This window comes from Legionella hackeliae (assembly GCF_000953655.1).
GTDB classification, from domain to species: Bacteria; Pseudomonadota; Gammaproteobacteria; order Legionellales; family Legionellaceae; genus Tatlockia; species Tatlockia hackeliae.
The window spans coordinates 1,432,172-1,457,436 of the sequence record NZ_LN681225.1 but is presented as its reverse complement, the minus strand read 5'-3'; the positions used below and the strand labels follow the sequence as shown (position 1 = coordinate 1,457,436).

The following is a 25,265-nucleotide window of genomic DNA, read 5'->3' as shown; positions in this document are numbered from 1 at the left end:
CTGTAAAACATAGGCTCTGCAAGGCATGTCTTTATTCTTTTGAACATCTACCGGATAGGCACGTAAAAGGAAAAATTAGAATCAAGTCGGGTCAAGTGGATAATCCAGGACATATCTATGTCTTGTTTGGCTATCTAAATATGAAGCCCTCTACTGTCCGCTTGCCTCAGCTTGTCCGAGACTCCAGGAAAATGCTGATATTTTGCTTTTATCAATTACAAAAAAAATGTATCTTAAAGCCCTATGAAGCTCGTTGTGGAAAAAAAATGGCAATTACCCAAGAAGATTTAGGCTCAATTAAGCAACTTGCCTATTTGGATGATGAAGTTAGTGAGCATACGAAGCTGGCGGAAGAAATTAATGCCATCATGGATTTTGTTGAACAGTTAAAGCAAGTAGATACTACAGGTATTGCTCCCCTTTTCCATCCATTTGATTTGCACCAACGTTTGCGAGATGATGAAGTCAAAGAACCAGATTGCATTCAGCAATTAGCCGCAATAGCGCCAGTTTTTGAAGACAATCTCTATCTCGTACCCAAAGTTATCGATTCCGGACAATAATGTTATGCATCACTGTTCTATAAAAGAATTGGCATACGGTTTACGTCAAGGCGAATTCTCAAGTGTTGAGCTCACTCAACATTTCTTGCATCGTATCGAACAACATAGCAACCTCAATGCATTTATACATGTTAATGAAAACTCTGCTTTAAATTTTGCAGCCCAAGCTGACAAGTTACTACGCGAAGGTCATGCTAAACCGCTGACTGGCATACCCATGGCCCATAAAGATCTTTTTTGTACTCTCGAATTACCGACCACCTGCGGCTCAAAAATGCTGGCTAATTATCAGTCGCCCTATCAAGCGACCATCGTTAAACGCTTGGCAGAAGAAGGTGTTGTTGTTGTGGGTAAAACAAATATGGATGAATTTGCCATGGGTTCTGCCAATGAAAATAGTTATTTTGGCCCCGTGCAAAATCCTTGGGATCTCAGTCGAGTTCCTGGCGGCTCCTCCGGAGGATCTGCTGCTGCCATAGCTGCGAGTCTGATTCCCTTTGCCACAGGTTCTGATACTGGAGGTTCTATTAGACAACCCGCAGCTTTTTGCGGTATTTCGGGTATTAAACCCACTTATGGCCTGATATCAAGATTTGGCATGGTGGCTTTCGCCTCCAGCCTTGATCAAGCCGGACCCTTGGCGCATAGCGCGGAAGATCTAGCCATTATTTTACAAGCAATGGCAGGATTTGATAGTAGGGATTCTACTTCTGTTAACCAACCTTTACCTGATTATTCACAAAGCCTTTCTAAGTCTATAAGGGGATTAAAAATTGGTTTACCTTCTTGTTTTTTTCAGAAAGAGGTTAACGTAGATATTCAGCAGGCAATAAAAACTGCCGTAAAAGTCTTTCAGCAAGAAGGCGCTGAAATTATTGAACTTGACCTGTCACTGCAACCTCTGTGGGTACCCTGCTATTACGTAATCGCCTGTGCTGAAGCATCATCAAATCTGTCTCGCTATGATGGCATACGCTTTGGTCATCGAAGTACCAAAGCATCAACCTTACATGAGCTTATTGTTAATTCACGCAGTGAAGGCTTTGGTGAAGAAGTTAAACGTCGAATTTTAACAGGCACCCACGTGCTTTCATCCGGTTATTTTGATGCTTATTACTTACAAGCTTTGAAAATAAGACGATTAATTCAGCTTGAATTGCAAAATACCTTAAACCAAGTTGATATCATTTTAGGACCCACCACACCAACTTGTGCATTTAAAATTGGTGAAAAAGTGGATGATCCTATACAAAATTACCTAGCTGATGTTTTCACCGTTGCGGTTAATCTGGCAGGATTGCCTGCTCTCTCAATTCCCGCAGGATTTAGCGAAGGCTTGCCTATTGGAATGCAGTTAATCGGTAATTATTTTGAGGAAGCCAAGCTTCTTAATGCAGCCTATTATTTTCAGCAATGCACTGACTGGCACCAAGCCAGACCAACCTATAAAGGGTGATTTTATGGCATGGGATACTGTTATAGGTCTTGAAGTTCACGCACAACTAAAAACCAAATCCAAATTATTTTCTGCAACAGCAACAACGTTTGGTGCTCCTCCTAACTCGCAAACCAGTTTTATTGATGCGGGACTGCCAGGAGTTTTGCCTGTCCTTAATAAGGAAGCCGTTCGTATGGCCATTCAATTTGGTCTAGCGATTCATGCTCAAATTAATAATCACTCTTATTTTGAGCGTAAGAATTATTTTTATCCTGACCTGCCTAAGGGTTATCAAATAAGCCAGTATCAGGCCCCTATTGTTTCCAATGGATATCTACTAATTGACTCAGGTGACAATCCAGAAAAAAAAGTCTCCATCGTTAGAGCTCATCTGGAGGAGGATGCAGGCAAATCATTGCATGACGTTCATACAGATTACAGCGGAATCGATTTAAACCGTGCAGGAACACCTCTACTTGAAATTGTCACAGCACCTTGTCTTTTTTCAGCACAAGAGGCTATTGCCTATTTAAAGAAATTACATCAGCTGGTTCGTTTCTTAGGTATTTGTGATGGCAATATGCAAGAAGGCTCTTTTCGTTGTGATGTCAATATTTCACTTAAACCCCAAGGCACTGAACAACTTGGCATCAGAACCGAACTTAAAAATTTAAATTCCTTTCGATTTATTGAAAAAGCAATTGCTTATGAACAAGCACGCCATCAGGATCTATTAGAAAATGGTCAATTAATTCACCAGGAAACAAGACTATACAATCCTGACACCAACACCACACACCCATTACGAAGCAAAGAAAACGAGAATGACTATCGTTACTTACCGGACCCTGATTTATTACCCATTCACATTGATGACACCGATCTAAAGAAGATTAGAGAATCAATGCCTGTTTTACCTGAAGAAATTAAGCAAATTTATTTAAAAAACAATCTACTGAATCAGGAGGACATTCACTTTATATTAGCCTCTCCTGCAAACTATGATTTCTTTCAGGCTGTGAAAGCAAGTTGCATTGCTGATGACAAGATGATCATTAATTGGCTAAAAGGAACGCATGCAGCTGCACTAAATGAAGCCAATCTTGACTTTGAACACTCCCCTATCTCCGCATCATCTATTGCGGTATTGCTTAATAACCTCTCTAAGCAAACCATTTCGGCCAAAATAGCGAAAGAAATTTTTGCGCGTTTATGGGCTGGTGAAACGAATGTGGATGAAATAATAACCAGAGAAGGTTACGCTCAAGGCGTAGATAAAAATCAACTCGAAGAAATAATTAAAAGGATAATTCAACAGTATCCGCAACAAACAGCAGACTATCGAGCAGGTAAAGATAAACTCCTTGCATTCTTTGTCGGCCAAATCATGAAGGAAACTAAAGGACAGGCAAAGCCTGGAGAGATAAATCATTTATTGAAAAAATATCTCGACCAATAATGGCTAACCTCACTTTGACGCGTGGTTATTATTCGTCTTTGCGAGCTACAGGAAGCATGTATTGGGTTCTACAATGAGCGTCGATATCATTGCTTAACTACATCCCAATGACAGAGATTACATCCCTTTAGAAATGGTGGTCGGGACTCATGGCCCGACCTATCCTGCTAGTATGGTTTTACAATAACAGTTGTACCAATATCAATAAAGTCTTGGCTTAACCATTTAGCCGCACCGGGTAGAACACGGATACATCCATGACTTGCGTTCCAGTTGGGCACTTCGTAGGCCGCATGAATGGAGTAACCTCCATTAAAATGCATACAGTAAGGCATTTTAGCACCACCCCCAGTTTCAATAGGATAAATACTGGAAGTACATTCCGGACCTTTTTTCGAATAAACACGGAAAGTACCGGTCACTGTACGACAGCCCCTACCCGTGTCTTCGCAGAAATCCTTACCACCTGAAGCACTACCGGTTTTAATACGGTTACCTTGAGCATCATACGCTGCCCAAGCAGTTGCTTTCGGGTCAAAAATAAAGACTTTTCTACCCGTTGCAGGTCTTTTCTCAGGGAAGTAACTACTACCTTTATGATCTGACGCCATACTCATAGTATAGTGGGTATAGCCTGCATCATCTACGACCGAATCCCTGCCTACAGACGCACAACCGACCGTCAACACACACAGTGGTCCAATGAGAAGTTGTTTTTTCATTGGTTAACCCTCCCTCTTTTTTTTTATGTTATCGGGTGGGTTGTGAATAAATTTAGCTTTTTTTATAAAATTTTTTAACTATTTGTTTTTTTTATATACTTTGAGTTCGGAAATAAACCCTTTTTTTAGATCAGAAGGAAGCATAGCGACAATTGCTAAAAAAAGTTGTTCATCGGAACATTCAAAGCACCCTCCACGAGGAGGCATTGCATTGAATCCCTCTTCTGTGTGTTGAAATAAGCGCTTTGCTCCTTGGTTAAATCGAATCTTCCAATCCTGTTGTTGACCAATTCGCGGTGCACCAATGGCTATCATCGGCTTTACAGCATGACAATTCGCACAAAAATGGTCCACTATCTGCTCCCCTTCATCGGGCTTACTATGAATTGATTTCAGAAAGTCTTGAGGGTGATGAGTTGCCGCCTGTGTAGGCACGAAAAAAAGACACGCCAATAAAATAACAATCAATCTAGAAATAAAATACATCCTTTCTCCAAATTGGCCTACATTTTGCATGACCACAATGTTTTGATTTAGAGACTACGATAATGAAATGCTTTATGCTAGGTTTTTTACTTTTTTTTACAAACCATGTTTTGCGTGCACAAGACATTGCTCAATCACTTGATCTACTTAAAGAAAAAATTGAAAATCATGTGCTTGCCTCTTTAGCAACCCAAAAAAATAGTAAAATCAGGGTAGAAGTCGACAAAATTGATTCAAGATTGAAATTAAAACCTTGTCAGGACAATCATCTTGAAGTGTTTAATCCTTACCAGATCCCCCTAATACGGGTCAATACCATGGGTATTAAATGTCAAGAGCCAGAAAATAGATGGACATTATTCGTACCTATAAAAATTACTGTTCAAAAACCTGTGCTAGTCGCAAAACATCCTCTCAATAAAGGATCACTAATTAATGAGGAGGATTTGGAAATTCAAGAAATAGATATTAGTCAATTAAAACAAGGCTATTTTGATAAAACTGAAACCGTTGTAAATCAAGCCTGTAAAACAAATATTGCTCAAGGTAGCGTCATTACTCCCCAACTTTTACAAGCAGAATCCTTAGTCCATAAAGGAGAACAAGTCGCTATTCAAGCGATAACTGACAACTTTAGTGTAAGTATGGAAGGCATTGCCATGAATGAGGGTGCTGCAGGTGATGTTATTCGCGTCAAAAATCTTTCCTCCAAGAAGATTATTGAAGCGCAAGTTAGTGCTAGAGGACAAGTTAGAGTTTCTCTTTAAGAGGATGACTTCAATTTTAAAGTGTGATATAGATAAAAAAGACTGAAATTATTCTAAAGATTTCATCAACAGGAGCCGATAACAATTATGAGCGCAATTGAGAGCAATGTTATGGTAAATTCAATTAATGACTCTAATCCGTACAAAATACTAGACACTGAGAGTCGACTACAACGCACTCAACCTGCTAGTACTAAAGATTCTCATCAGGATGAGAGTAATCAGGTTAATTTAAGTTCTGCTTCTCAGCAGCTAACCCTACTAAAAGAATTTATTCTAAATGCCCCAGAAGTTGATGAAGAGCGCATCGAACAGATTAAAGACGAACTTGCCAATGGTCGTTATCAAATCAATAGCAAGCAAATTGCCGCTAACATGTTTCGCGACATTGAGCTAGCGTAAAAATTTTTACGGCAAAATAATATAAAGGATTTATGAATGACCGATGCCAAACCAGCGACTCTAATCCACATTTTAGAGCAAGAAATAAATTTTATTGAAAAACTGATTACCCTGCTTACTGAAGAAAAAAATGCGTTGATAGCACGTCAATTTGAAATGCTTGAATCCTTCGCGACTCAAAAACAAGAACTGTCTAATCAGCTGGAACAAACGACAAAACAGCGAGTAGATTTATTAGGACTAGACTTGCAAACGAAGCCTGCCAAGAAGGCATTGGAGGATTTTTTAATGCATTGTTCTATTCAAGAAACTGAGAAGATCAACAGTTTAAACAAAATACTAGCTGAAAAATTGATTCTTTGCCGAGAGTTAAATACGGTTAATGGACAAGTAATCACTAGTAATATTAATACCCGTCAGGAAATTATTAATGCGCTTACAGGACAATCGGCAGAGAGTACAGCTAGTATTTACACAGCAACTGGCAACTTAAAAATATCGAATGATCCGAACAGCCACCAAAAAGCATAACTAAAGAACAAATAATTTTTTTTTTGAGAACCATAGGCAATTATTGACCAAAAATACTATTTATGTGACCATGCTCTGATCATCAAAAAGGCAGAGTATCTATGTCAAAAAATACACTTTTCAACTTCATTGATTTGCTTTTCTCAGCGAACCTACCAATACCTCAATGCAAACAAGTAGAATTGGATCGCAATAAAGAGGATAGCAAATATTATCGTCTCGAATTAGACCATAATCAACCCGTAATCCTAGGTAAGGGGATTGAAAAATACACCTTAACTCAGCACCATATCAGTATTTATGAAACTGAAAACAGTAGTAATCCCCAGTTAAGCCAATATCATTACACCGCTTATTTTTCTGATGCTAACGGCAAAAATTTTCGTCTTCATGTGTACTTTAATGCAAATGACGAACTCACAATGAAAGCGGTTTTTTCCAGAGAAGATAAAGAAGGCTTCACACCAATTGAGGCAGAAAAACTTGAGAGCGAATTTATTAATTTAGCTACAACAAATGTACAACCCATAATAGCTGAACTACGAAAAAGACATTGTGAAAAAATTAAAGAATTAGAAGAACGCTACTCTAAGCTTCAACAAGAAGCAGCAATGCTCTTTCAAAAGAAAGATGAAAACAAGAAAGCATATCTTGACAAATTAAATAGCCTTTGTGACACGTTGGAATATTTAATTCCTTTAGTTAAACATGGCAACTATAAGAGTATTTTACGCTTCTATTTAAGTCTTAAAAGATCAATTGATTCTGCACCAGCAGAGATCGAATCCCTTAGGGATACAAGTATTGACGAGCAATCCACAGACCTATTGTCATCGACAACAGAACATGAGAGTGAAGAAACAAAAACTGAGAGGACTCAAGACAATGATACAGCGTCTGAAAATACGAATGTGCTTACTACCCATCAAATTCGCAAAGTAAAAAAACAGCATGGTGCCCACGAAACACTAAATAAACTAAACTCCCAGCTCTCATCATTGAAAGAACTAGATAGAGTTTCACAAGCTAATGGCATCGAAGAGCTCCTTTTAAATATTGAAAATTTTTCTTTAAAATACGAACAAAATACAGATTTCGATTTAACAATAATTTCAGAACTGCAAAACTTACATTTGCAGGTGCGGTCACTGGGAGAAAAAATTCTGCCCGCACTACTTTTGGAAAACCAGCTAGACCTAGCCCAAAAATTAGTTTCCTGGCACCATTTACTTGATGAAAAATACATTCTTCTTGCACTCCAAAAAGGGAACAGTGCGCTTTTAGACTTTGTTTTAACTTATGGTGATTTTAATCTTAACTACCCCATTACCTTTAAAGGTCAAAAATATTCCTCACCCGTTCATTTTTGTTTTGAAAGACATGATAAACAATTTCCAATGACTGATTGTTTATCAGTTCTATTAAAACATGGCGCTTCAGTTTGTGTACCTGATAACAAGACAGGATTGCCTCTAGCCTATTTTGTGATGTCTGCTACAGATCATCCTTTTAAACAGGCGTTTTTAGCAAATAGAGATAGGACACTTGATTCAATTCAATTTTTAAAAGAGTATCGCCTTTTGCTCAAAAATTATTTAAATCAAACTCTTTTAAAACCAATAAATGAAAGCATTAGTGATGAAATTGATTATTGTAGCTCCCGCATATCCGCTTTAGGACTACCTGTGTTAAATACTCCCAGCACAAGAATTTTGCAGAAAAAAGCAGATGACTTTGTTGAAAAGCACCTTAGTCATGCAATAAAACGACTAAGTACTGACGCTGAAATAAAGCTTTTAATCGAGCACCTCGATGAAGCCAACAGAGAATTGTTAAAGCTCACAGGAACAAGTAGCTACCGACACGCACAAATTCGAACGGGTCAAACAATTGTTTCTCTTGAAAAAATCATCAAAAGTTTAGATATTAAATTTGACGATATTGATATGCTAAAAAAAGCCACGGTTCAAATGCTGGAAGGCTCATTAGAACTTGTCAACAAAAGAATTCAGTACCATTATAAAGAACAGGAACTTCGGGGTATACGCTCAAAAAATGGACAAATAAGCAGAACACAAAAAAAGCAGGCACAAAAACTAGACAAGCTTCGTCAAGAAATTAGTGAGCTTGAAAAAAAATATGACTTGGGACAACGAGTAAAGTCATTAAGCAAATTACAAGGAATGAAGGAGCAATTTGAAAATATAACTCAAATGCATCAAGAGTTTTTCAAAAATATTAATAATATAACGTCTCTTTTATCCTCTTTACAGGAAAATCTGCAGGAGATGGAGAAAGTTGATCTAAAGAGCGAAAACGAAGATTCACTCAGCCAAGAAGGAACTCTCACATCCACCAAAAAACTTTCTGAACTAATCACAAAGTTTTCTACAGTTTTTAATTTTCAGAATAGCATCACGAATCCATCAACTAAAGAAAATACTTCTTCAACACAGATAAGAAGCGATTTTTAACGCAATTGCAATAAGCTATGTAGCCTCTGTCTTATGAAGGAAAGCAGGAGCTACATAGATTGACGCACTTGAATTTATCTAATCTAACGTGCTTGCATACGTAATGCTCCATCAAGACGAATAATTTCACCATTGATAAAAGTATTTTCAATAATATGCAGCACTAACGCAGAAAACTCCTCAGGTTTTCCCAGTCGTCTGGGGAAAGTCACTGTTGCCGCCAAACTGTCTTGCACGTCTTTAGGCATGTTTAATAACATGGGTGTTGCTATGAGTCCGGGGGCCACTGTATTTACGCGAATAGCAAATTGCGCCAATTCACGGGCAGCGGGCAGGGTCATGGCAACAACTCCTCCTTTTGACGCACTATAGGCCATTTGCCCAATTTGTCCTTCAAAAGCAGCAATTGATGCAGTATTGATAATAACGCCTCGCTCTTGTGATTTGCTTTCCACTTCCAAATGAGTCATCGCTTCAGCAACCACACGCATCACGTTAAAAGTGCCAATTAAGTTAACATCAATCACCCGCTTAAAATCAGATAATGGCATGGCGCCTTCTTTGCCAACCATGCGTTTGGCAGGAGCAATACCAGCGCAATTAATGCAAATTCTAGGTCGGCCAATTTTAGCAATCGTTTGCTGCATAGCTTGTTCTACATCCTTTTCAGAGCTCACATCACAGCTTAACGCCAAGGCAATATTCTCAGGTTGATTGTCAATTTGTTTATCCCAAACCACAACCTTGGCTCCATGCTCACTTAGCAATTGCGCACATGCCCTTCCCATTCCAGAGGCTCCACCAGTGATAATAGCGATTTGATTATCCAGATTCATTGACTACTCCTTTTAATAGCTACATTAAGTAGGCTTTACTCAATGCTTTAAATTCAGCTGTCCCGGCCTGTCCTACCCATTCAAAAAATACCATTTCAGCGGTGATCAATTGAATGCCTGCCTGTTTCATCCGTTTAAGCCCATACTTATAATCTATTTCTGAGCGACTGCTGACAGCATCAACAACCACAAACACGCTATAGCCAGCCTCCTGTAAATCAATTGCTGTTTGTAAAACACAAACATGAGTTTCGATGCCTATCAGAACCATTTGTTTCTTTTCTACAGATTCAAGATTTTTCTTAAAAGACGGCTCACGAAAGCAAGAAAAATGGACTTTTTCGCTACATTGACAGTGTGAAACTAAGGATTTTAAAGGTTCGATTGTTCCTCCCAAACCTTTTGGGTACTGTTCGCTGACTAATAAAGGTACTTTCAATTCGGTTGCCAAACGTATCAACCAGGCACATCTGTCTAATAATCTTGCAGGCTCTTTAACGTGAGGGGTCAATTTTTCCTGAACATCGATAAGCAACAAACAAGACTGCTCTCTCTTCAATAACATCCCTTTCTCCAAAATCAAAAACATCATCTCAACCTAAATGATTCCTACTGTCAAATTATATTGACAGTTAAGAGAGCGATCGTTACAATGTGTTAATGTTCTACTACGTTAATACGTTACCATGAAATCACATCCACACAAACAACATTCAATTCATCAACTTATGCATGCGATTAGTCTGATTAAAAATAAAGATGAGGCGCTGGATTTTTTTACTGACCTATGTACACCTGCAGAGATTGAAGCCATGGCCGATCGCTGGGAAGTTGTCCCTTTACTACGTAAAAATATCCCCTATCGGACTATCCATGAACAAACTGGAGTCAGTGTAACAACAATTACACGCGTCGCACGCTGCCTCACGCTAGGTAGTGGTGGTTATCAATTAATTGCAGAACGATTGGAGCAGTCGTGAAAAAACGCTTACGTTTGGCTTTACAGAAAAAAGGCCGTTTAGCAGAAGAATCACTCACTTTATTAAAACGCTGTGGTTTAATATTTAGACTTAAAGAAAATGCTTTACTAACCCATGTTGAAAATTTTCCTATAGATTTACTGTTTGTTCGTGATGATGACATTCCTACCTTAATTTTCGATCAACTTTGTGATGGAGGAATCGTTGGCGAAAATGTCTTGTTTGAGGCAGCGCTTGCTGCTGATGGACGTTATGACGTTGTTTTGCCTCTTGGCAGTTGCCGTTGTCGCCTATCCATAGCAGTTCCCGAAGCATTTGAATACGAGGGACCTGGAAGTCTTGAAGGAAAACGAATAGCCACCAGCTATCCTCACCTGCTCAATCAGTATCTGGAAGAACACAAAATTTGTGCAGAAAATCTTGTCCTGTCAGGGTCGGTAGAAGTAGCTCCCCGAATGGGCATGGCAGATGTTATCTGTGATTTAGTGTCGAGCGGGCAAACATTGGAAGACAATAAACTAATTGAGGTCGACACGATTCTAGCCAGTCAAGCGACTTTTATACGAACTACCCTTTCTCCCGAACCACCTATCCAAGAGTTGTTTATGACTCTTAAACGTCGCATTCAAGCTGTACAACAAGCTATGGAGCGGAAATACATTCTTTTCCACGCGCCCAAATTTGCATTGGAACGGATTTGTGAACAACTACCAGGCGCAGAATCACCCACGATTTTGCCTTTACCCGCAAGTCCTGACAAGGTAGCCGTTCATGTTGTATCGAGTGAAGGTGTATTTTGGAATACCCTTGAAACAATTCAAGCCTTAGGCGCAAGTTCAATTTTAGTCTTGCCCATTGAAAAAATGTTGGAGTGATGTGCATGTTAACTAGTTATTTCTGGGAAAATATTTCAATTGACGAACAAAAAAAAGTCTTGGCAAGACCTAAACAAAATAAAACGTTCCAAAAGCAAGTAGCCGAGATTATTGCAACTGTACAAACCGAGGGGGATGCAGCTTTATATGCTTTAACCCGTGCCTTTGATGGCATTGATTTGCCCTCACTACAGGTTCCCTCTGAACTTATTTGTAATGCTAAAATTAATGCTTCTGCATTGGATGCTCTTTCGATGGCGATAACAATAATTACCGCGTATCACCAAAGCCTGCTGCCAGAATTCAAATCATTCAATACTATTGAAGGAGTGACTATTGAACGGGTTTATCGCCCTATTACTAAAGTCGGATTATATGTGCCAGGCGGAAATAAGACACCACTAGTATCTTCACTTCTCATGCAGGCTATTCCTGCCAAGGTAGCTGGTTGTCCAATTAAAATTTTATGCACACCGCCTAATCCTAACGGACAACTTGATCCTCACCTATTGGTCGCAGCTCGGCTTTGTCAAATAGAAACTATTTATCAAATTGGCGGTGCGCAAGCGATTGCGGCAATGGCCTATGGCACAGAGTCAATAACCAAAGTTGATAAACTATTTGGACCAGGAAATAGTTTTGTTACTGAAGCTAAAAGTCAGGTGGCAAGCGACCCTCTTGGTGCTGCAATTGATATGCCTGCAGGTCCCTCAGAGGTGATGATTGCAGCAGATGAAAAAGCAAATCCTCTCTTTGTTGCAGCGGATCTACTTGCCCAAGCCGAACACGGTGTAGATTCACAAGTTCTTTTAATTTGCGAAAGCGAGGAATTCGCTAATCAGGTTAAGAAAGCCATTACTGAACAACTTGCGACTTTATCCAGAAAAGCAATTATTGAGCAAGCTTTAGACCATAGTAGAATTTTGATATGTCGAGATCCTTTTGAGCAAATCACTATTATCAATAATTATGCACCAGAACATTTAATTCTTAATCGAATTGATGCGACATCCTGGTTGCCTCATATCCAGGCAGCAGGCACTATTTTCTTAGGACCATGGGCTGCGGAAACACTTGGTGATTATGCGACAGGCAGTAATCATGTGTTACCTACTAACGGCTATGCAAGAAATCATAGCGGACTTAGCACTATGGATTTTTTGAAAACATTAAGTGTGCAGCATATCAATCCTCAGGGACTAATGAATTTAAGCAATACAGCACAGACTTTAGCGTTCATTGAAGGATTAGATGCTCATGCGAATGCCATTAAACTTCGTATGGAAGTTTTGGAAGGCTGTGAATAATCAATAAAAATGGAGAATTTAGACATGTCTGTTTTAGATTTAATACGTCCTGATTTACGGGATATCAAACCTTATATACCGACTGGCGATGAATTAGGCGTACGTTTACATGCCAATGAACTCCCGTGGTCGCCTATAACCTTTAATCAGATACCTTTAAACCACTACCCTAAAGCATTACAACAGCAACAAGTGCAAGAACTTATGGCTGACTATTTCACCGTAAAATCCCAGGAACTTGTACTAACACGTGGTAGTGACGATGGCATTGATTTAATCATGCGTCTATTTTTGCGTGCTGGAACAGACAGCATTTTACAATGTCCCCCTACCTTCCCAATGTATGCCTTTTATGCACGACTACAACAAGCTCAGGTACTTAACTGTCCGTTAGAAAGTGAGAATAATTTTCAACTTTCAACAGAAAAACTTATCGATACATGGCAACCTAATTGTAAGTTAATCATGGTATGTCGACCCAATAATCCCACAGGAAGCATGCTTGGGCTGCAGAAAATAGCCGGTTTATGTGATTACTTCACGAATAAGGCAGTCATTGTGGTTGATGAAGCTTATATTGATTTTTCGGAAACAGAAAGTGCAGCTACCCTGCTTTCTTCTTTTGATAATTTAATCATTCTTCGCACGCTGTCAAAAGCATGTGGATTAGCAGGCCTTCGTCTTGGTGCTGTCATCGCACAACCCCAGCTTATACAAGCCATACGAAATTCAATGCCTCCCTATACACTTTCAAGTGCCGTAATAGCCTTGGCAAAAAACGCTTTAGCAAATAAAGAATGGTTTGCCACCAATATTCAATATATTTTAAATGCACGCAAATCGCTGATTACAAAACTTCAACAATCGCCCTGGATAGAAACCATTTATCCAAGTCATACCAACTTCATTTTAGTCGCCAGTTCGCATGCGCAATCTTTAAGTGAGTGGTTTGCAAAACATGATATTGCCGTACGCCATTTTGCCCATCGCCCTTTGGAGCACATGATGAGAATTACTGTGGGTGATGAGAGACAAAATGAACGATTGCTAGACACCTTAAATTCATTTAAGCCCTAACAGGAAAAAGTAATGCAAAAAGTTTTATTTATTGATAGAGATGGTACCTTGGTTGAAGAACCTGATGATTTTCAGGTTGATGATCTGGCAAAAATTAAGTTGTGCAAACATGTAATCCCTAATTTACTGGCTTTAAATAAGGCAGGTTTTAGATTGGTTATGGTAAGCAATCAAGATGGCTTAGGTACTGATAGCTTTCCGCAAGAAACTTTCCAACGTTGTCATAAATATATACTTCATTTGTTTGCATCGCAGGGTATTTATTTTAGCGATATCTTTATTTGCCCTCATCGATCCATGGATAATTGTCTATGCCGTAAACCAAAAGCAGGACTATTACTTGATTTTTTAAAGGATACACTCATTGATCGTAACAATTGCTGGGTTATTGGCGACAGAGACACAGATAGACAACTTGCAGACAATATAGGGGTCTCTTTTCTGCCTGTGAACAATGAACACGGGTGGGACAAAATAGCACAAACTATATTAAGTCAGAAACGTTCAGGTTTGATTCGTCGCATCACGAAAGAAACAGAAATCGAAGTCAAGCTGACACTCGACAATAATGCCTGTACAAAAATCGATACCCCCATTGGTTTTTTTAGTCATATGTTAGAGCAAATTGCCAAGCATGGTGGTTTTGGTTTAGAGATACAGGCCAAGGGTGACACTCAAGTTGATGAACATCATCTTATTGAAGATACAGCTTTAGCCTTAGGTGAAACCTTTAAACAGGCTTTAGGTGATAAATGGGGAATCGCCCGCTACGGTTTTACCTTGCCAATGGACGAAGCATTAGCCACGATCGCCCTTGATCTTTGCGGTCGTAGTTATTGCGTTTTTGAAGGTAATTTTACGCGTGAATTTGTAGGTGATATGCCCACGGAAATGGTCCCGCATTTCTTTCAGTCTCTTGCCAGTGCTCTTGGGGCGACAATTCATGTCACAGTTAACGGTAAAAATCATCATCACATGATTGAAGCCTGCTTTAAAGCTTTAGGACGCGCCCTACGTCAAGCGTGCGCACAATGTGATGGGGATCTACCGTCAACCAAGGGGATATTATGATTGCTGTAATTGATGTAACCGGAAATAACTTAACGTCACTAACCAATGCAATTAAGCAACTAGGTTATCCCTATATTCTTACTCACGATAGTACTCAAATCAAAGAAGCGAGTCATGTTATTTTGCCTGGCGTGGGTGCCGCCGCGACAGCAATGGCAGCGTTAAAACACCATCAATTGATCGATACCTTACTTAAGCTGTCACAACCCTTATTAGGAATTTGTCTTGGCATGCAATTACTCATGGATTACAGTGAAGAAGAAAACATTTCTTGTTTAAAACGCATTCCTGGCTGTGTCAAACGCTTAACACCTAATGAAAATCATCCAGTTCCCCATATGGGTTGGAATCAATTAATTTGGAAAAAAAACTCCCCCCTCGCTCAGGGATTATCAGCTAAAGATTATGTTTATTTTGTTCATAGCTATGCTCTGCTGGATGCAGAAAACGCAGTAGCTCGTTGTCAATATAATCAGGAATTCACAGCCATCGTTCAGTATCAAAATGTATACGGCATGCAATTTCATCCTGAAAAATCAGCAACAGTGGGCTTAACACTACTCAATAATTTTCTACAGTTGGAGAGTCTATGCTAATCATTCCAGCCATCGATTTAAAAGAAGGTCAATGTGTGCGATTACGACAAGGGCAATTTAATCTGGTTTCAATTTACCAAGACTCACCTGCTTTACTTGCTCAACGTTATGCCGCTGAGGGAGCTTCACGGTTACATATTGTCGATCTGGACGGTGCTCAAGTCGGACAGATTCAACAACTTCCATTAATCCAAACCATGAAAATACCAAATATGTCTATCCAACTCGGTGGTGGTATTCGTAGTCTTGCGAGCGCTAAGGCCTGTCTTGATGCTGGCATTAACAAACTTGTCATAAGCAGCATTGCAGTAACAAATCCTGACTTAACATCACAAATCATTAAACAGGCAAACGCTGAGAGCATTGTTTTGGCATTGGATGTCAATATTCAACAAGGAGTTCCAAGACCGGCAATTCACGGTTGGCAAACTACTACTCAAAACAATTTGTGGCAAATTGTTAGTTATTATCAATTATTGGGAATTCGTGAAATTTTATGCACGGACATTGCCCAGGATGGAATGATGTCTGGACCTAATTTCAAGCTCTACGAAGAAGCAATCAGACGTTTCCCAAACATTGCCTGGCAAGCTTCAGGAGGTATACGTCACGAAGATGATTTAAATCTACTTAGCTCACTTGGTGTTTCAGGGGCGATTCTCGGCCGTATGCTTTATGAAACCGATTTTGATTTGGGCCGTTATTTAAAGGAGAGTGCGGATGTTAGCTAAACGTATCATTCCTTGTCTTGATGTACGCGATAATCAAGTCGTTAAAGGTATTCAATTTCGTAATCACCGTGTTATTGGCGATATCTTAAGCCTTGCCAACATCTATTCTCAGGAAGGTGCAGACGAGTTAGTTTTTTATGATATTACCGCAAGCAGCGATGGACGCTCTGTCTCAAGGGAGTGGATCAATCAAGTAGCTACTAAAATCAATATTCCATTTACGGTAGCCGGTGGAATCCGTAATGTCGATACAGCGAAAGCAATTTTGCACGCAGGTGCTGATAAATTGTCGCTCAATAGCCCCGCTCTTGAAACACCTGATTTAATTAATCAATTAAGTCGTATTTTTGGGAGCCAGTGCGTCGTCATAGGCATTGATAGCCAATGGATTGATAATGACTTTTATGTCTATAAATACACTGGCGATGAAACTAAAAGTAAAAATTCTCAACGAAAAACATTGGACTGGGTTAAAGAAGTTCAAGACAGAGGTGCAGGAGAAATTGTCCTTAACTGCATGCAGGCTGATGGGGTGCGAAATGGTTACGACCTTGAGCAACTACAGCTTATCCGCTCCATTACCAAGGTTCCTTTGATTGCCTCGGGAGGAGCAGGAAAATTGAATGATTTTGTTGAGGTATTTCAGCAGGCCAATGTTGATGGAGCATTAGCTGCAAGTGTTTTCCATGACAAAATTGTAAGTATCAATGAAGTCAAATGTGCCCTTGCAGAAAACAAGATAGAGGTAAGGTTATGAACCTGCAACTTAATGATTTAAATTGGAAAAAAATGGATGGGCTTTTACCAGCAATCATTCAAGATAATCGAACCGGCAAAGTACTTATGCTTGGATATATGAATGAAGAAGCATTAGCTATCACTTTAGAAACAAAACAAGTTACTTTTTTTAGTCGCAGCAAACAACGATTATGGCGCAAAGGTGAAACCTCACATAACACCATGCAAGTCGATTTTATTGCCGCAGACTGTGATGGCGATAGCTTGTTGGTACAAGTAACTCCTGCAGGTCCTGCATGTCACTTAGGGTTAGCCAGCTGTTTTCAACCTATCGAATCACAATTTAATTTCTTACATGAGCTCATCCAATTGATAGCTCAACGCTCAAAAAATAGTAATCCCAGTAGTTATACGACCCAATTATTAACCTCAGGGGTTGCCCGTTGCGCACAAAAAGTTGGTGAAGAAGCCGTTGAAACTGTAATTGCAGCGGTGGGAAATCAACAGGAAGAACTCATTAGTGAGGCTTCTGATTTATTATTTCATTTATTAGTCTTACTCCAAGCGTGTGAAATTAGTTTTTATGATTTGATCACATGCTTACAACAACGTCATCGCAAATAGCATTTACGTGCCTTCTATTACTATGGCCCTCTTTTTCAGGGGCCTACGTGCCTCGGGTTGTCCTAGGTATCCAAGAAGTAGAATGAGAAAACCAAGGCGTAGCAAAAACGTTATTCCAATTAAGAATATCTCTCCCCCCAAAATTTCGTTTTCAATATAAGCTCTATTTGATTAAAGTTTGACCACTTAGGCAACTGGAGTTACAAATGCAAGAGAAAACTGAATTGAAGCGTGAAGCAATCCCTACTTTATTCCATCGTGTTTGGGCAGGTGGGCAAATTCAAACCGACGATCTTAAGTCTATCATCAATTTGTCAAGAGCAAGTCGCTCTTCAGGTTTTAAAACCATCCTATGGACTGACGATGAAAAGCATATTCAAAAAGAGTTTGATCAGATGATTCTCAACGAAGGTAGTGGTGATATCCATGCCTCTCTTAAAAGCCTTAATGTCGAAGTACGAAATATTCATACCTTGCTTGAAAAATTAAAAACCAACCCTATTTTTTCTAGCAAGGAAACCAACGACTTAATTATCAACATACTACGAGAGGCGATTGGTCATCGAAATTTAGCCTCCGTCAGCGATTTGATACGCTATTGTGTTCTCTATTACGAAGGCGGTTATTATCTTGATACCGATCTGCGGCCTATTATTACTAGCGATACAAAATTTCAGGCAGATACCCCAGTACTCGGTTTTATTGGAAATTTTCATCCACAATTGACTGCTTATCAAACCTTTTTAAAAAGTATGGGTTTACCCTATAAAAAAGAATATACGATGTATGGTAATAACGATGTTTTAGGAGTAATTCCGCAACATCCTATTTTACGCGTAGCAATTAAAAAAATCCTAGCGGCTTACACTAAACTTGATTTAGAGCCAATATTCCTAAAAGAGTTAAGCGTTGGAAAAATTGAAAAAACAAATAAGCTTAAATTAAACTTGTTTGAAAAGGAGTTTATAAATGCATTATCCGATGAAAAAAATAAAGTGCTTAAAGCCAAATTTATTAATTCGATATTGGATATCAGTTTTAATTTGCGCTTGTTAAACAATACTAAAGCACAAACACCAGCACAGCAAGATGCTATTAATCAGAAGAAAGTAGCACTCATAAAATCCTCAGAACAACTGATTCAAGAAACCAGTAGCGCACTAAGTTTAGAGCTTAAAAAATATTCAGTTGGAACTTCTACGAATATATTTACCGCTCTCTTTAAAAGAAAAGAAAAACAAACAGTGGTAACAAAAGCAAATGAATTAATCCTCACATATATTAATTTAGAAATTCAACAACATCAGGAACAATACGGTTTGGGATATGAAAAAGCCACCGAAATGGATGCAAAACGATACCCCAGAGCAGGAACGAACGATAAATACAATAAAAGACTTGCTCATACTGTAAAAGCATCAATTTACTCAGTTTATGATGCAATCACTGAATTTCTATATTATAACGACAAAAAAGATAGCTCTGTTTTTAATGCCGAGGAAATGAAACGATTTCCTAGCGAGACATTCACAGCCTCTAATTTTTTAGAAAATGCTCGAACTATCTCTGTCGCAGCTTCCGTTGACGATTGGACTGTAACAACTATGGCAGGATGTCAGATTGAAATGAATTGCGCAGGTTCGTGGGTAAAAGGACAAGGGAAAAAAGTTTCCTTCGATGACAGTGTATTACCATCCAGGACAAAACATTCCTTTTTTGATGTATCAGTTAGCAAAGCAGCAGCAACAAATAGCCTAGTTGACGCAGCAGTGACAACCGGGTTTACCTTCTAAACACAGAATGTTTGCTTAAACAACTATCAAGACTACGTCTCGCTTATCCCATTTTGTTCATGCCCATAATTTTATAAGTAGGCATGAACAAAATGCTTTCATTCTCTGACTGTATTCCAATTAAGAATATCATTCTCCCAAAGTTTCGTTTTCAAAATAAATACCATTTGATTAATATTTATACATACACAGTGATCGGAGTTATCTATGAAAGAGCATACTGAATTTAAATTAGAACCTATTCCTTCTTTATTCCACTATGTTTGGGTAGGTGGACAAATTCAAGCAGATGATCTTAAGTCTATCATTAATTTGTCAAGAGCAAGTCGTTCATCAGGGTTTAAAACTATTCTATGGACGGACGATGAAAAACATATTCAAAAAGGATTTGATGAGATGACTCTCGAAGAAGGTAGTGGCGATATTCATGCCTCTCTTAAAAGTTTTAATGTCGAAGTGCGAAATATTCATACCTTGCTTGAAAACTTAAAAAACAAACCTATCTTTTCTAACAAAGAAACCAATGACTTAATTATCAACATACTACGAGAGGCGATCGGCCATCGAAATTTAGCCTCCGTCAGCGATTTGATACGTTATTGTGCTCTTTATTATGAAGGTGGTTATTACCTAGATACTGATTTGCGACCTAATATTACCAAGGATACAAAATTTAAGGCCGATACCCCTGAACTCGGTTTTGTGGGAAAATTTTCTGCAGTTTTAGATTACTATCAAGCTCTTTTACGAAGGCTAGGTGAACCTTATAAACAAATTTATGAGGTTGCAGGAAATAACGATGCTCTTGGTGTAATTCCACAGCATCCTATTTTACGCACAACAATTCAAAAAGCCTTAGCCACTTATGCCAAGTTCGATTCAGAACTAACACTCTTCACTGACTTCGACTTTAGTGTTGACAAGATTGAAGCAAACAATTTCACTTTAAGTGCATTTGATAAAGATTTCCTAAACACATTATCCGAGGAAAAAAATAAAGCACTTGCGGCCAAGTTTATGAATTCAATATTGGATATTAGTTTTAATTTGCGCTTGTTAAACAACCCCAAAGCACAAATACCAGCCCAGCAAGATGCTATAAATCAGAAGAAAGCAGCTCTCATAAAATCCTCAGAGCAGCTGATTCAAGAAACCAGTCGTGCACTAGGCTTAGACCCTAAAAACTATTCAGTTGCAGCCTCTAAGAATATCTTTGTAGCTCTCTTTCAAAAGTTAGTGGCATGGATAAATAATGTAACTGTGTTAACAAAATCAAATGAAATGCTTCTCAAGCATATTAATTTGACAGTCAAACAACATCAAAAACAATATGGGTTTGGATATGAAAAATCCACCCAGATGGACGCAAAACGATACCCTTTTCAGGTAGGGTCAGTCGATAAAAGCAACAAAAGAAGACCTCTTACAATAAGGGCAGCAATTTACTCGCTTTGCGATGCAATCGCTGAGTTTCTAACCTATAACGACAGAAAAGATAGCTCGTCTCTTACTGCTGAAGAAATGACAAAATTCCCTGTTGAAAAACTCACTGCCTCCAACCTCAAAGAGAACGTTTGTAAACTGTCGTCTTTAGCAGATAATATGGAAATAACCCTGGCTGGATGCCCAATAGCGTTTCATTATGCAAATTCATGGATAAGGAGTAGAGAAAAGAAACACGTTTCATACGATGATAGTGAATTACCATCCAAGACAAAACATGCATTTTTTAATGCAACTGTCAATAAAGTATCTAAAGAAGAAGTTAGAGAGAAGACAGAACAAACACAGGAAGTCACTCTAACATCAACAGTGGGAGCATAGCCACAGGCAAAGGATGGTTTTATCAGGAACTTTTTGATAAAGGCCATCTATGCTACTATGGTTCAGTTATTACACCCTAATAAATAACATGCCATCCAGTAATCAGACACTTACTACCACTATCAGCAATTTACCGTTTGAGGTAATTTGTTATTTAGCGTTTAATTTTCTTGATTTTAAAACAGCTTTTTATTTTATTAACTGGGAAATTTCAAACCGCCGACCTCCTGGAGCGGATAAAAAATCCAACATCAGTCTTTTCTATCAGAATTATCATTTGAAAGAACTTTTTTTCAAGAACATGTCTCATATCACCATTCATGCCAATGAAAACTCAAGTATCTATCTCTCTAATCAGAATGAAATCTATGTGTGGGGACGATACCTACACTCTTCAAAAAACTTCAATCCACGAAAACTTTCTTTACCGCCTAATACTGTTAACAATTTTTCAGTCTTTGGCACTATTCCTATTGTTAAAATTGCTGTAAGTGATCACCACATTCTGCTATTGAGCCTTACTGGAAAAGTTTATCTATGCGAAGTCAACTCAGAGACAGAATTATCTTCAATGAACACAGGCGATTTTACGCCACAGCGTATAAAAATACCTTTGGATAAAAAAATTACTGATGTGGCTTTGTGCAGCACCCACGCTTTATGCTTAACATCTGAAGGTAATGTTTATAAATGGGAAATACCTGCTCATCCCAAAAAGACAGAACCATCGTTTGAATTGATGGAAAAAATTAAACACGAAGTGATTACCAATATTTATGTACGCCCTTATCACTCCATGTGTATAACAGATAAAGGGGCAGTCTATAGCTTCGGCTACAATCCTAACGCAAAGTCAATGTCTCCCCTTACGATACAACCACCCCCCATCTTATTAATGCCTTAAGTCATACAAAAATTGTCTCGATAGCTTTAGGTGTCTGGCATACTCTTTTCTTAACAGATAAAGGGCAAGTGTACGGGTGCGGAGCAAATACAAAGGGAGAGCTAGGTCACAGAATAAAAATAAAAGAAATTGGTGTAAAACCTGTCTTACTTACTGCTGTAGGACATTTGCCGATTGCGAAAATTGCAGCGGGTGATGGCTTCTCCATTTTCCAAACAACAAAAGGTAAACTCTATACCATGGGTTTTAATTATCAGGAACAATTGGGCATCGACAGAAAAAAAACTAAAGGTTTGTTAATTAAATCACCGACCTTAGTGATTTCATTGCAAGAGGAGACTATCGTCGATATCACGGCTGGTAATCATCATACGCTCTGTCTATCGGATAAAGGAACTCTCTACAGTTTTGGAGGCAATAAGAAAGGTCAATTAGGCTATAAAGTGAAAGAAGCATGGCCGCAAGAAATACATTTTACAGAGCCTGCAAGAGCTGAGCAGGCTCAAGAGCAGAAACAGAAGCCTCTTTGAATACCTAGAAGTTCTTTGTGTAGATTCAACCAAACCTATAGCGTAAACCAATCGTTCCTTCATTGGAATTTAAATCGCTATGATAATTACCCTTAGGATTGTTGAAGGTAATTAGCATATGATTAATCCCATCATTGCTATCATCGTAAAAATTATGCGCATACTGAAATTGCACAGCCCAATGATCATTCATGGCGATATCCAATCCTGCACCTAATTGGCCGATGGTTTGTGAATCACTTGAGCTGACATTTTGCAATAACATAGTGCCACTATTGTATATGCCACCGGAAATAAAACTAACGTTGCGCTTAATCCTTACCATTTCCCAGCCGCCAAGACCATAAACCAACCAATTATTGTGGACAACCCCTAATTTTAATCGGCCACCATAGGCATTATTTTGCTTCACACGCCAATAAATATTACTATTTGACCACTCAAATGAAGGCTTTGCAAATTCGGCAATGGCTTCTGCAGCAATATAAAGGGGACTATTAAATTGATACCCATAGCCCAAGTAAACTGTACCTAAAAAATGATTATCACTTTCGGAGGCGCTGAGATTGTAACGATAGGCTGTAGCAACTTTAGAGGGATCAAAAACCATGCTTTGATCAGTATCAAAATTAATTAAGCCTAATCCACCCCCTAAATAAAAACCACTAAAATAGTCGCCTGAATTATTGGCGTGAAGCACCATACTTAAAAAGGACGCGCCAATAAAAAAACACAGCTTTTTCATATTTTATATCCTTATTTTCTTAAGCCATTAGTGGAGCTTCGCCTACAAGACAAGTCACCCCTACTCGACTAAAAGCATTGATAACATCCTGATGAGGATAACCGCGGTTATAAGCTGCTTGAATAACGCCACAAGCAGCATAGTCAAAGGTCGAGGCAGGAATCCAGTAATGCATATTGGCATCAAACATGATGCGAAACGCTTTCTCTACTGTCCAACCAGGTGTTGTACTTAACAAATAGAATGCTTTATTAAAAACACCACTTGAATAATGAACATCCATGCCACGGACAAAATTCGCAGCATTTCCAATGGAATGACCATCCAGTGGAGGATTATTCATGTAACGAGATGCTTTTTTAATTTTGCTAATATCTAAACCAATAGTCCAATCTTTGCCATTCCAAATCCAGGGATAACGTTTTCTCAAATAACTTTTAAGAGCAAACTCTCCCATGTCCGAAAACGATTCATTGATTCCACCCGATTGATTCTCGTAAATTAAATTAGAAAAATAACCCGTCACCAAATGAGCAAATTCATGCCCAGATGTCCCTATATCACTATAAGGAGCATTCTCTGAACTGCCATTACCAAACGTTAATTGCTGTGGGCCTGCAACTCCTGATTCACGCATACAAGATGTTGAGCAAGCTTCTGCATTATCAAAATCATCTAAATGTACATACACTCGAATAGGTAAGTTGGAACCTATGGGAGCGCTAGATCCATATTGCACTCGATACATATCAAATGTTTGCTGAATAAAATAAGTAACGTCGTTGATAGGCGACAATCCATCATTAACAGGAGCAAATCCACCATCATTTAAATTTAGATAGTTAGGCGATGAACAAGCATAGCTAAAGGGTAATAATTGATATTTTTGAGCATTCGCATAGGAAATAGGTAACGTAAAGGGCAAATTTGGTTGTGCTTGATTTTCCAAACTAACCACCTGGAACAAAGGATTATTAATCGTACAAGTTCCTGTTCTGTAAACTACATTCAATTTTCCTAATGCATTTAAGCCAGCAAAATAAGTTCCAAACTGATAACGTCCAGGTCGATAGGATAAATTACTAAAAGTTACTCCACCCTGTCCTTGTCCTATTTCAGCCTTTTCATGACCATTCCAGAACCGCAAAGTTTTACCCGTATTGGCATTAATGATGAAATGTGGGAATGAACGTCCTTCTTGGGTTTCAGCCCAATAAGAAATTAAATATGCTAGTACTGCTTTGCTTGATTTAGATTTCAAATAAACAATTTTTTTGATAACTGGTTCTTTATTGCCAGGGATCTTTGAAAATGCAATTTGTTTAGCGTCTTCGGCTGAGAGCTTAGTATCAAGCGTTTTAATATCCTCTTCGATATGGGCTATAACTTGTCCTGTTAGCGTTATTGAGTTATTCCCTAAGTGATAAATCAACTGAGCACCCCATACAGGTACTCCCAGAAAATATTGGTCATATCGCACATGGCTTATTTGATTGTCATCGACGCGCCCCTGCACAAAACGCAATGTATTTTTTGCATGATTCACTGTATTTTGCGGCAACCGTAGCGTGGGCGGTGCATTCTCATTGAGAACCCCAAATTGGGAAAGAAATGATGGCTCCTCCCCTTTTTTTACCCATAATACTTCAAGTGTTGCAGCTTGAAGTGAAAGAGCCCATACTAAGCATGCTGTTACCTTCAAGCCAAATGATAGACTCATCCGTTGAAACGTCATCTGAAAAAACTCCTTTTTATCGTTGCATTCGATTAAAAATCCTTTTTCATCATGCTA

General features: G+C 38.7%; 26 protein-coding genes. 20 read left to right on the top strand and 6 right to left on the bottom strand.

Going from position 1 to position 25,265, the window contains the following annotated elements; translation table 11 throughout:
- Nucleotides 1–95: 95 nt before the first annotated feature.
- The 3 genes from gatC to gatB are packed head-to-tail and all read left to right on the top strand — an operon-like array spanning nt 96 to nt 3,460.
- On the top strand, nt 96–563 hold the full coding sequence (gene gatC, locus LHA_RS17555; RefSeq protein ID WP_331709229.1) for an Asp-tRNA(Asn)/Glu-tRNA(Gln) amidotransferase subunit GatC: 468 nt from the start codon (nt 96–98) through the stop codon (nt 561–563).
- 4 nt (nt 564–567) lie between these two features.
- Nucleotides 568–2,019: an Asp-tRNA(Asn)/Glu-tRNA(Gln) amidotransferase subunit GatA gene (gatA, locus tag LHA_RS06575; protein WP_045105837.1), complete on the top strand. Its 1,452-nt coding sequence runs from the start codon at nt 568–570 to the stop codon at nt 2,017–2,019.
- 4 nt (nt 2,020–2,023) lie between these two features.
- Complete coding sequence (gatB, locus tag LHA_RS06570; RefSeq protein ID WP_045105836.1) at nt 2,024–3,460, top strand: Asp-tRNA(Asn)/Glu-tRNA(Gln) amidotransferase subunit GatB; 1,437 nt, start codon at nt 2,024–2,026, stop codon at nt 3,458–3,460.
- Nucleotides 3,461–3,627: 167 nt separating this feature from the next.
- Here the strand turns inward: gatB and LHA_RS06565 are convergent, their stop codons facing one another.
- Together LHA_RS06565 and LHA_RS06560 are read right to left on the bottom strand one after the other, a co-directional pair.
- Nucleotides 3,628–4,182, bottom strand: coding sequence for a L,D-transpeptidase (locus tag LHA_RS06565; protein ID WP_045105835.1), 555 nt, complete (start codon nt 4,180–4,182; stop codon nt 3,628–3,630).
- A gap of 78 nt (nt 4,183–4,260) precedes the next feature.
- Nucleotides 4,261–4,668: a c-type cytochrome gene (locus LHA_RS06560; RefSeq protein ID WP_045105834.1), complete on the bottom strand. Its 408-nt coding sequence runs from the start codon at nt 4,666–4,668 to the stop codon at nt 4,261–4,263.
- 74 nt (nt 4,669–4,742) lie between these two features.
- Here LHA_RS06560 and flgA point away from each other — a divergent pair, with 74 nt between their 5' ends.
- The 4 genes from flgA to LHA_RS06540 all read left to right on the top strand — a co-directional run bounded on the left by flgA (nt 4,743) and on the right by LHA_RS06540 (nt 8,842).
- A complete protein-coding gene (gene flgA, locus LHA_RS06555; RefSeq protein WP_231861990.1) occupies nt 4,743–5,435 on the top strand; it encodes a flagellar basal body P-ring formation chaperone FlgA in 693 nt (230 codons plus the stop codon).
- Nucleotides 5,436–5,522: 87 nt separating this feature from the next.
- Nucleotides 5,523–5,837, top strand: coding sequence for a flagellar biosynthesis anti-sigma factor FlgM (gene flgM, locus LHA_RS15995; RefSeq protein WP_052673619.1), 315 nt, complete (start codon nt 5,523–5,525; stop codon nt 5,835–5,837).
- Nucleotides 5,838–5,873: 36 nt separating this feature from the next.
- On the top strand, nt 5,874–6,368 hold the full coding sequence (locus LHA_RS06545; RefSeq protein WP_045105832.1) for a flagella synthesis protein FlgN: 495 nt from the start codon (nt 5,874–5,876) through the stop codon (nt 6,366–6,368).
- Nucleotides 6,369–6,469: 101 nt separating this feature from the next.
- Nucleotides 6,470–8,842, top strand: coding sequence for a hypothetical protein (locus LHA_RS06540; protein WP_045105831.1), 2,373 nt, complete (start codon nt 6,470–6,472; stop codon nt 8,840–8,842).
- An 83-nt stretch (nt 8,843–8,925) separates the two neighbouring features.
- On the opposite strand, the gene LHA_RS06535 is transcribed toward LHA_RS06540, so the two are convergent.
- Together LHA_RS06535 and LHA_RS06530 are read right to left on the bottom strand one after the other, a co-directional pair.
- Nucleotides 8,926–9,678, bottom strand: coding sequence for an SDR family NAD(P)-dependent oxidoreductase (locus LHA_RS06535; protein WP_045105830.1), 753 nt, complete (start codon nt 9,676–9,678; stop codon nt 8,926–8,928).
- 19 nt (nt 9,679–9,697) lie between these two features.
- A complete protein-coding gene (locus tag LHA_RS06530; protein WP_045105829.1) occupies nt 9,698–10,243 on the bottom strand; it encodes a hydrolase in 546 nt (181 codons plus the stop codon).
- A 121-nt stretch (nt 10,244–10,364) separates the two neighbouring features.
- Between LHA_RS06530 and LHA_RS06525 the strand changes: the two genes are divergently transcribed.
- The 13 genes from LHA_RS06525 to LHA_RS06465 all read left to right on the top strand — a co-directional run bounded on the left by LHA_RS06525 (nt 10,365) and on the right by LHA_RS06465 (nt 22,728).
- Nucleotides 10,365–10,658 carry a YerC/YecD family TrpR-related protein gene (locus tag LHA_RS06525; RefSeq protein ID WP_045105828.1) on the top strand — a complete coding sequence of 98 codons (294 nt, stop codon included), beginning with the start codon at nt 10,365–10,367 and terminating at the stop codon, nt 10,656–10,658.
- Entirely contained in the window at nt 10,655–11,533 is an 879-nt protein-coding gene (gene hisG / locus LHA_RS06520) for an ATP phosphoribosyltransferase (RefSeq protein ID WP_045105827.1), read from the top strand. Before LHA_RS06525 ends, hisG begins: the two co-directional genes overlap by 4 nt.
- Nucleotides 11,534–11,538: 5 nt before the next feature.
- Nucleotides 11,539–12,840, top strand: coding sequence for a histidinol dehydrogenase (gene hisD, locus LHA_RS06515; protein ID WP_045105826.1), 1,302 nt, complete (start codon nt 11,539–11,541; stop codon nt 12,838–12,840).
- A gap of 24 nt (nt 12,841–12,864) precedes the next feature.
- Nucleotides 12,865–13,917 (top strand): histidinol-phosphate transaminase, encoded by a 1,053-nt coding sequence (hisC, locus tag LHA_RS06510; RefSeq protein WP_045105825.1) that lies wholly within the window; start codon nt 12,865–12,867, stop codon nt 13,915–13,917.
- 12 nt (nt 13,918–13,929) lie between these two features.
- Nucleotides 13,930–14,988: a bifunctional histidinol-phosphatase/imidazoleglycerol-phosphate dehydratase HisB gene (hisB, locus tag LHA_RS06505; RefSeq protein WP_045105824.1), complete on the top strand. Its 1,059-nt coding sequence runs from the start codon at nt 13,930–13,932 to the stop codon at nt 14,986–14,988.
- Nucleotides 14,985–15,584, top strand: coding sequence for an imidazole glycerol phosphate synthase subunit HisH (hisH, locus tag LHA_RS06500; RefSeq protein ID WP_045105823.1), 600 nt, complete (start codon nt 14,985–14,987; stop codon nt 15,582–15,584). Before hisB ends, hisH begins: the two co-directional genes overlap by 4 nt.
- Nucleotides 15,578–16,315, top strand: a complete 738-nt coding sequence (gene hisA / locus LHA_RS06495) for a 1-(5-phosphoribosyl)-5-[(5-phosphoribosylamino)methylideneamino]imidazole-4-carboxamide isomerase (protein WP_045105822.1) — start codon at nt 15,578–15,580, stop codon at nt 16,313–16,315. Before hisH ends, hisA begins: the two co-directional genes overlap by 7 nt.
- Nucleotides 16,305–17,072 (top strand): imidazole glycerol phosphate synthase subunit HisF, encoded by a 768-nt coding sequence (gene hisF, locus LHA_RS06490; protein ID WP_045105821.1) that lies wholly within the window; start codon nt 16,305–16,307, stop codon nt 17,070–17,072. The genes hisA and hisF overlap by 11 nt, the downstream gene beginning before the upstream one ends.
- Complete coding sequence (gene hisIE / locus LHA_RS06485; RefSeq protein WP_172480796.1) at nt 17,069–17,677, top strand: bifunctional phosphoribosyl-AMP cyclohydrolase/phosphoribosyl-ATP diphosphatase HisIE; 609 nt, start codon at nt 17,069–17,071, stop codon at nt 17,675–17,677. Before hisF ends, hisIE begins: the two co-directional genes overlap by 4 nt.
- A gap of 206 nt (nt 17,678–17,883) precedes the next feature.
- Nucleotides 17,884–19,470: a glycosyltransferase gene (locus LHA_RS06480; RefSeq protein WP_045105819.1), complete on the top strand. Its 1,587-nt coding sequence runs from the start codon at nt 17,884–17,886 to the stop codon at nt 19,468–19,470.
- 207 nt (nt 19,471–19,677) lie between these two features.
- The gene (locus LHA_RS06475; protein WP_045105818.1) at nt 19,678–21,294 is read left to right on the top strand and encodes a glycosyltransferase; all 1,617 of its coding nucleotides are present in this window, start codon (nt 19,678–19,680) and stop codon (nt 21,292–21,294) included.
- Nucleotides 21,295–21,343: 49 nt separating this feature from the next.
- The gene (locus LHA_RS06470; protein ID WP_045105817.1) at nt 21,344–22,198 is read left to right on the top strand and encodes an RCC1 domain-containing protein; all 855 of its coding nucleotides are present in this window, start codon (nt 21,344–21,346) and stop codon (nt 22,196–22,198) included.
- Nucleotides 22,186–22,728, top strand: coding sequence for an RCC1 domain-containing protein (locus LHA_RS06465; RefSeq protein WP_331709234.1), 543 nt, complete (start codon nt 22,186–22,188; stop codon nt 22,726–22,728). Before LHA_RS06470 ends, LHA_RS06465 begins: the two co-directional genes overlap by 13 nt.
- A 25-nt stretch (nt 22,729–22,753) precedes the next feature.
- On the opposite strand, the gene LHA_RS06460 is transcribed toward LHA_RS06465, so the two are convergent.
- A complete protein-coding gene (locus LHA_RS06460) occupies nt 22,754–23,473 on the bottom strand; it encodes an outer membrane protein (RefSeq protein ID WP_045105815.1) in 720 nt (239 codons plus the stop codon).
- Nucleotides 23,474–23,492: 19 nt separating this feature from the next.
- Nucleotides 23,493–25,208 (bottom strand): M4 family metallopeptidase, encoded by a 1,716-nt coding sequence (locus tag LHA_RS06455; protein ID WP_082060308.1) that lies wholly within the window; start codon nt 25,206–25,208, stop codon nt 23,493–23,495.
- Between the last annotated feature and the right edge of the window lie 57 nt (nt 25,209–25,265).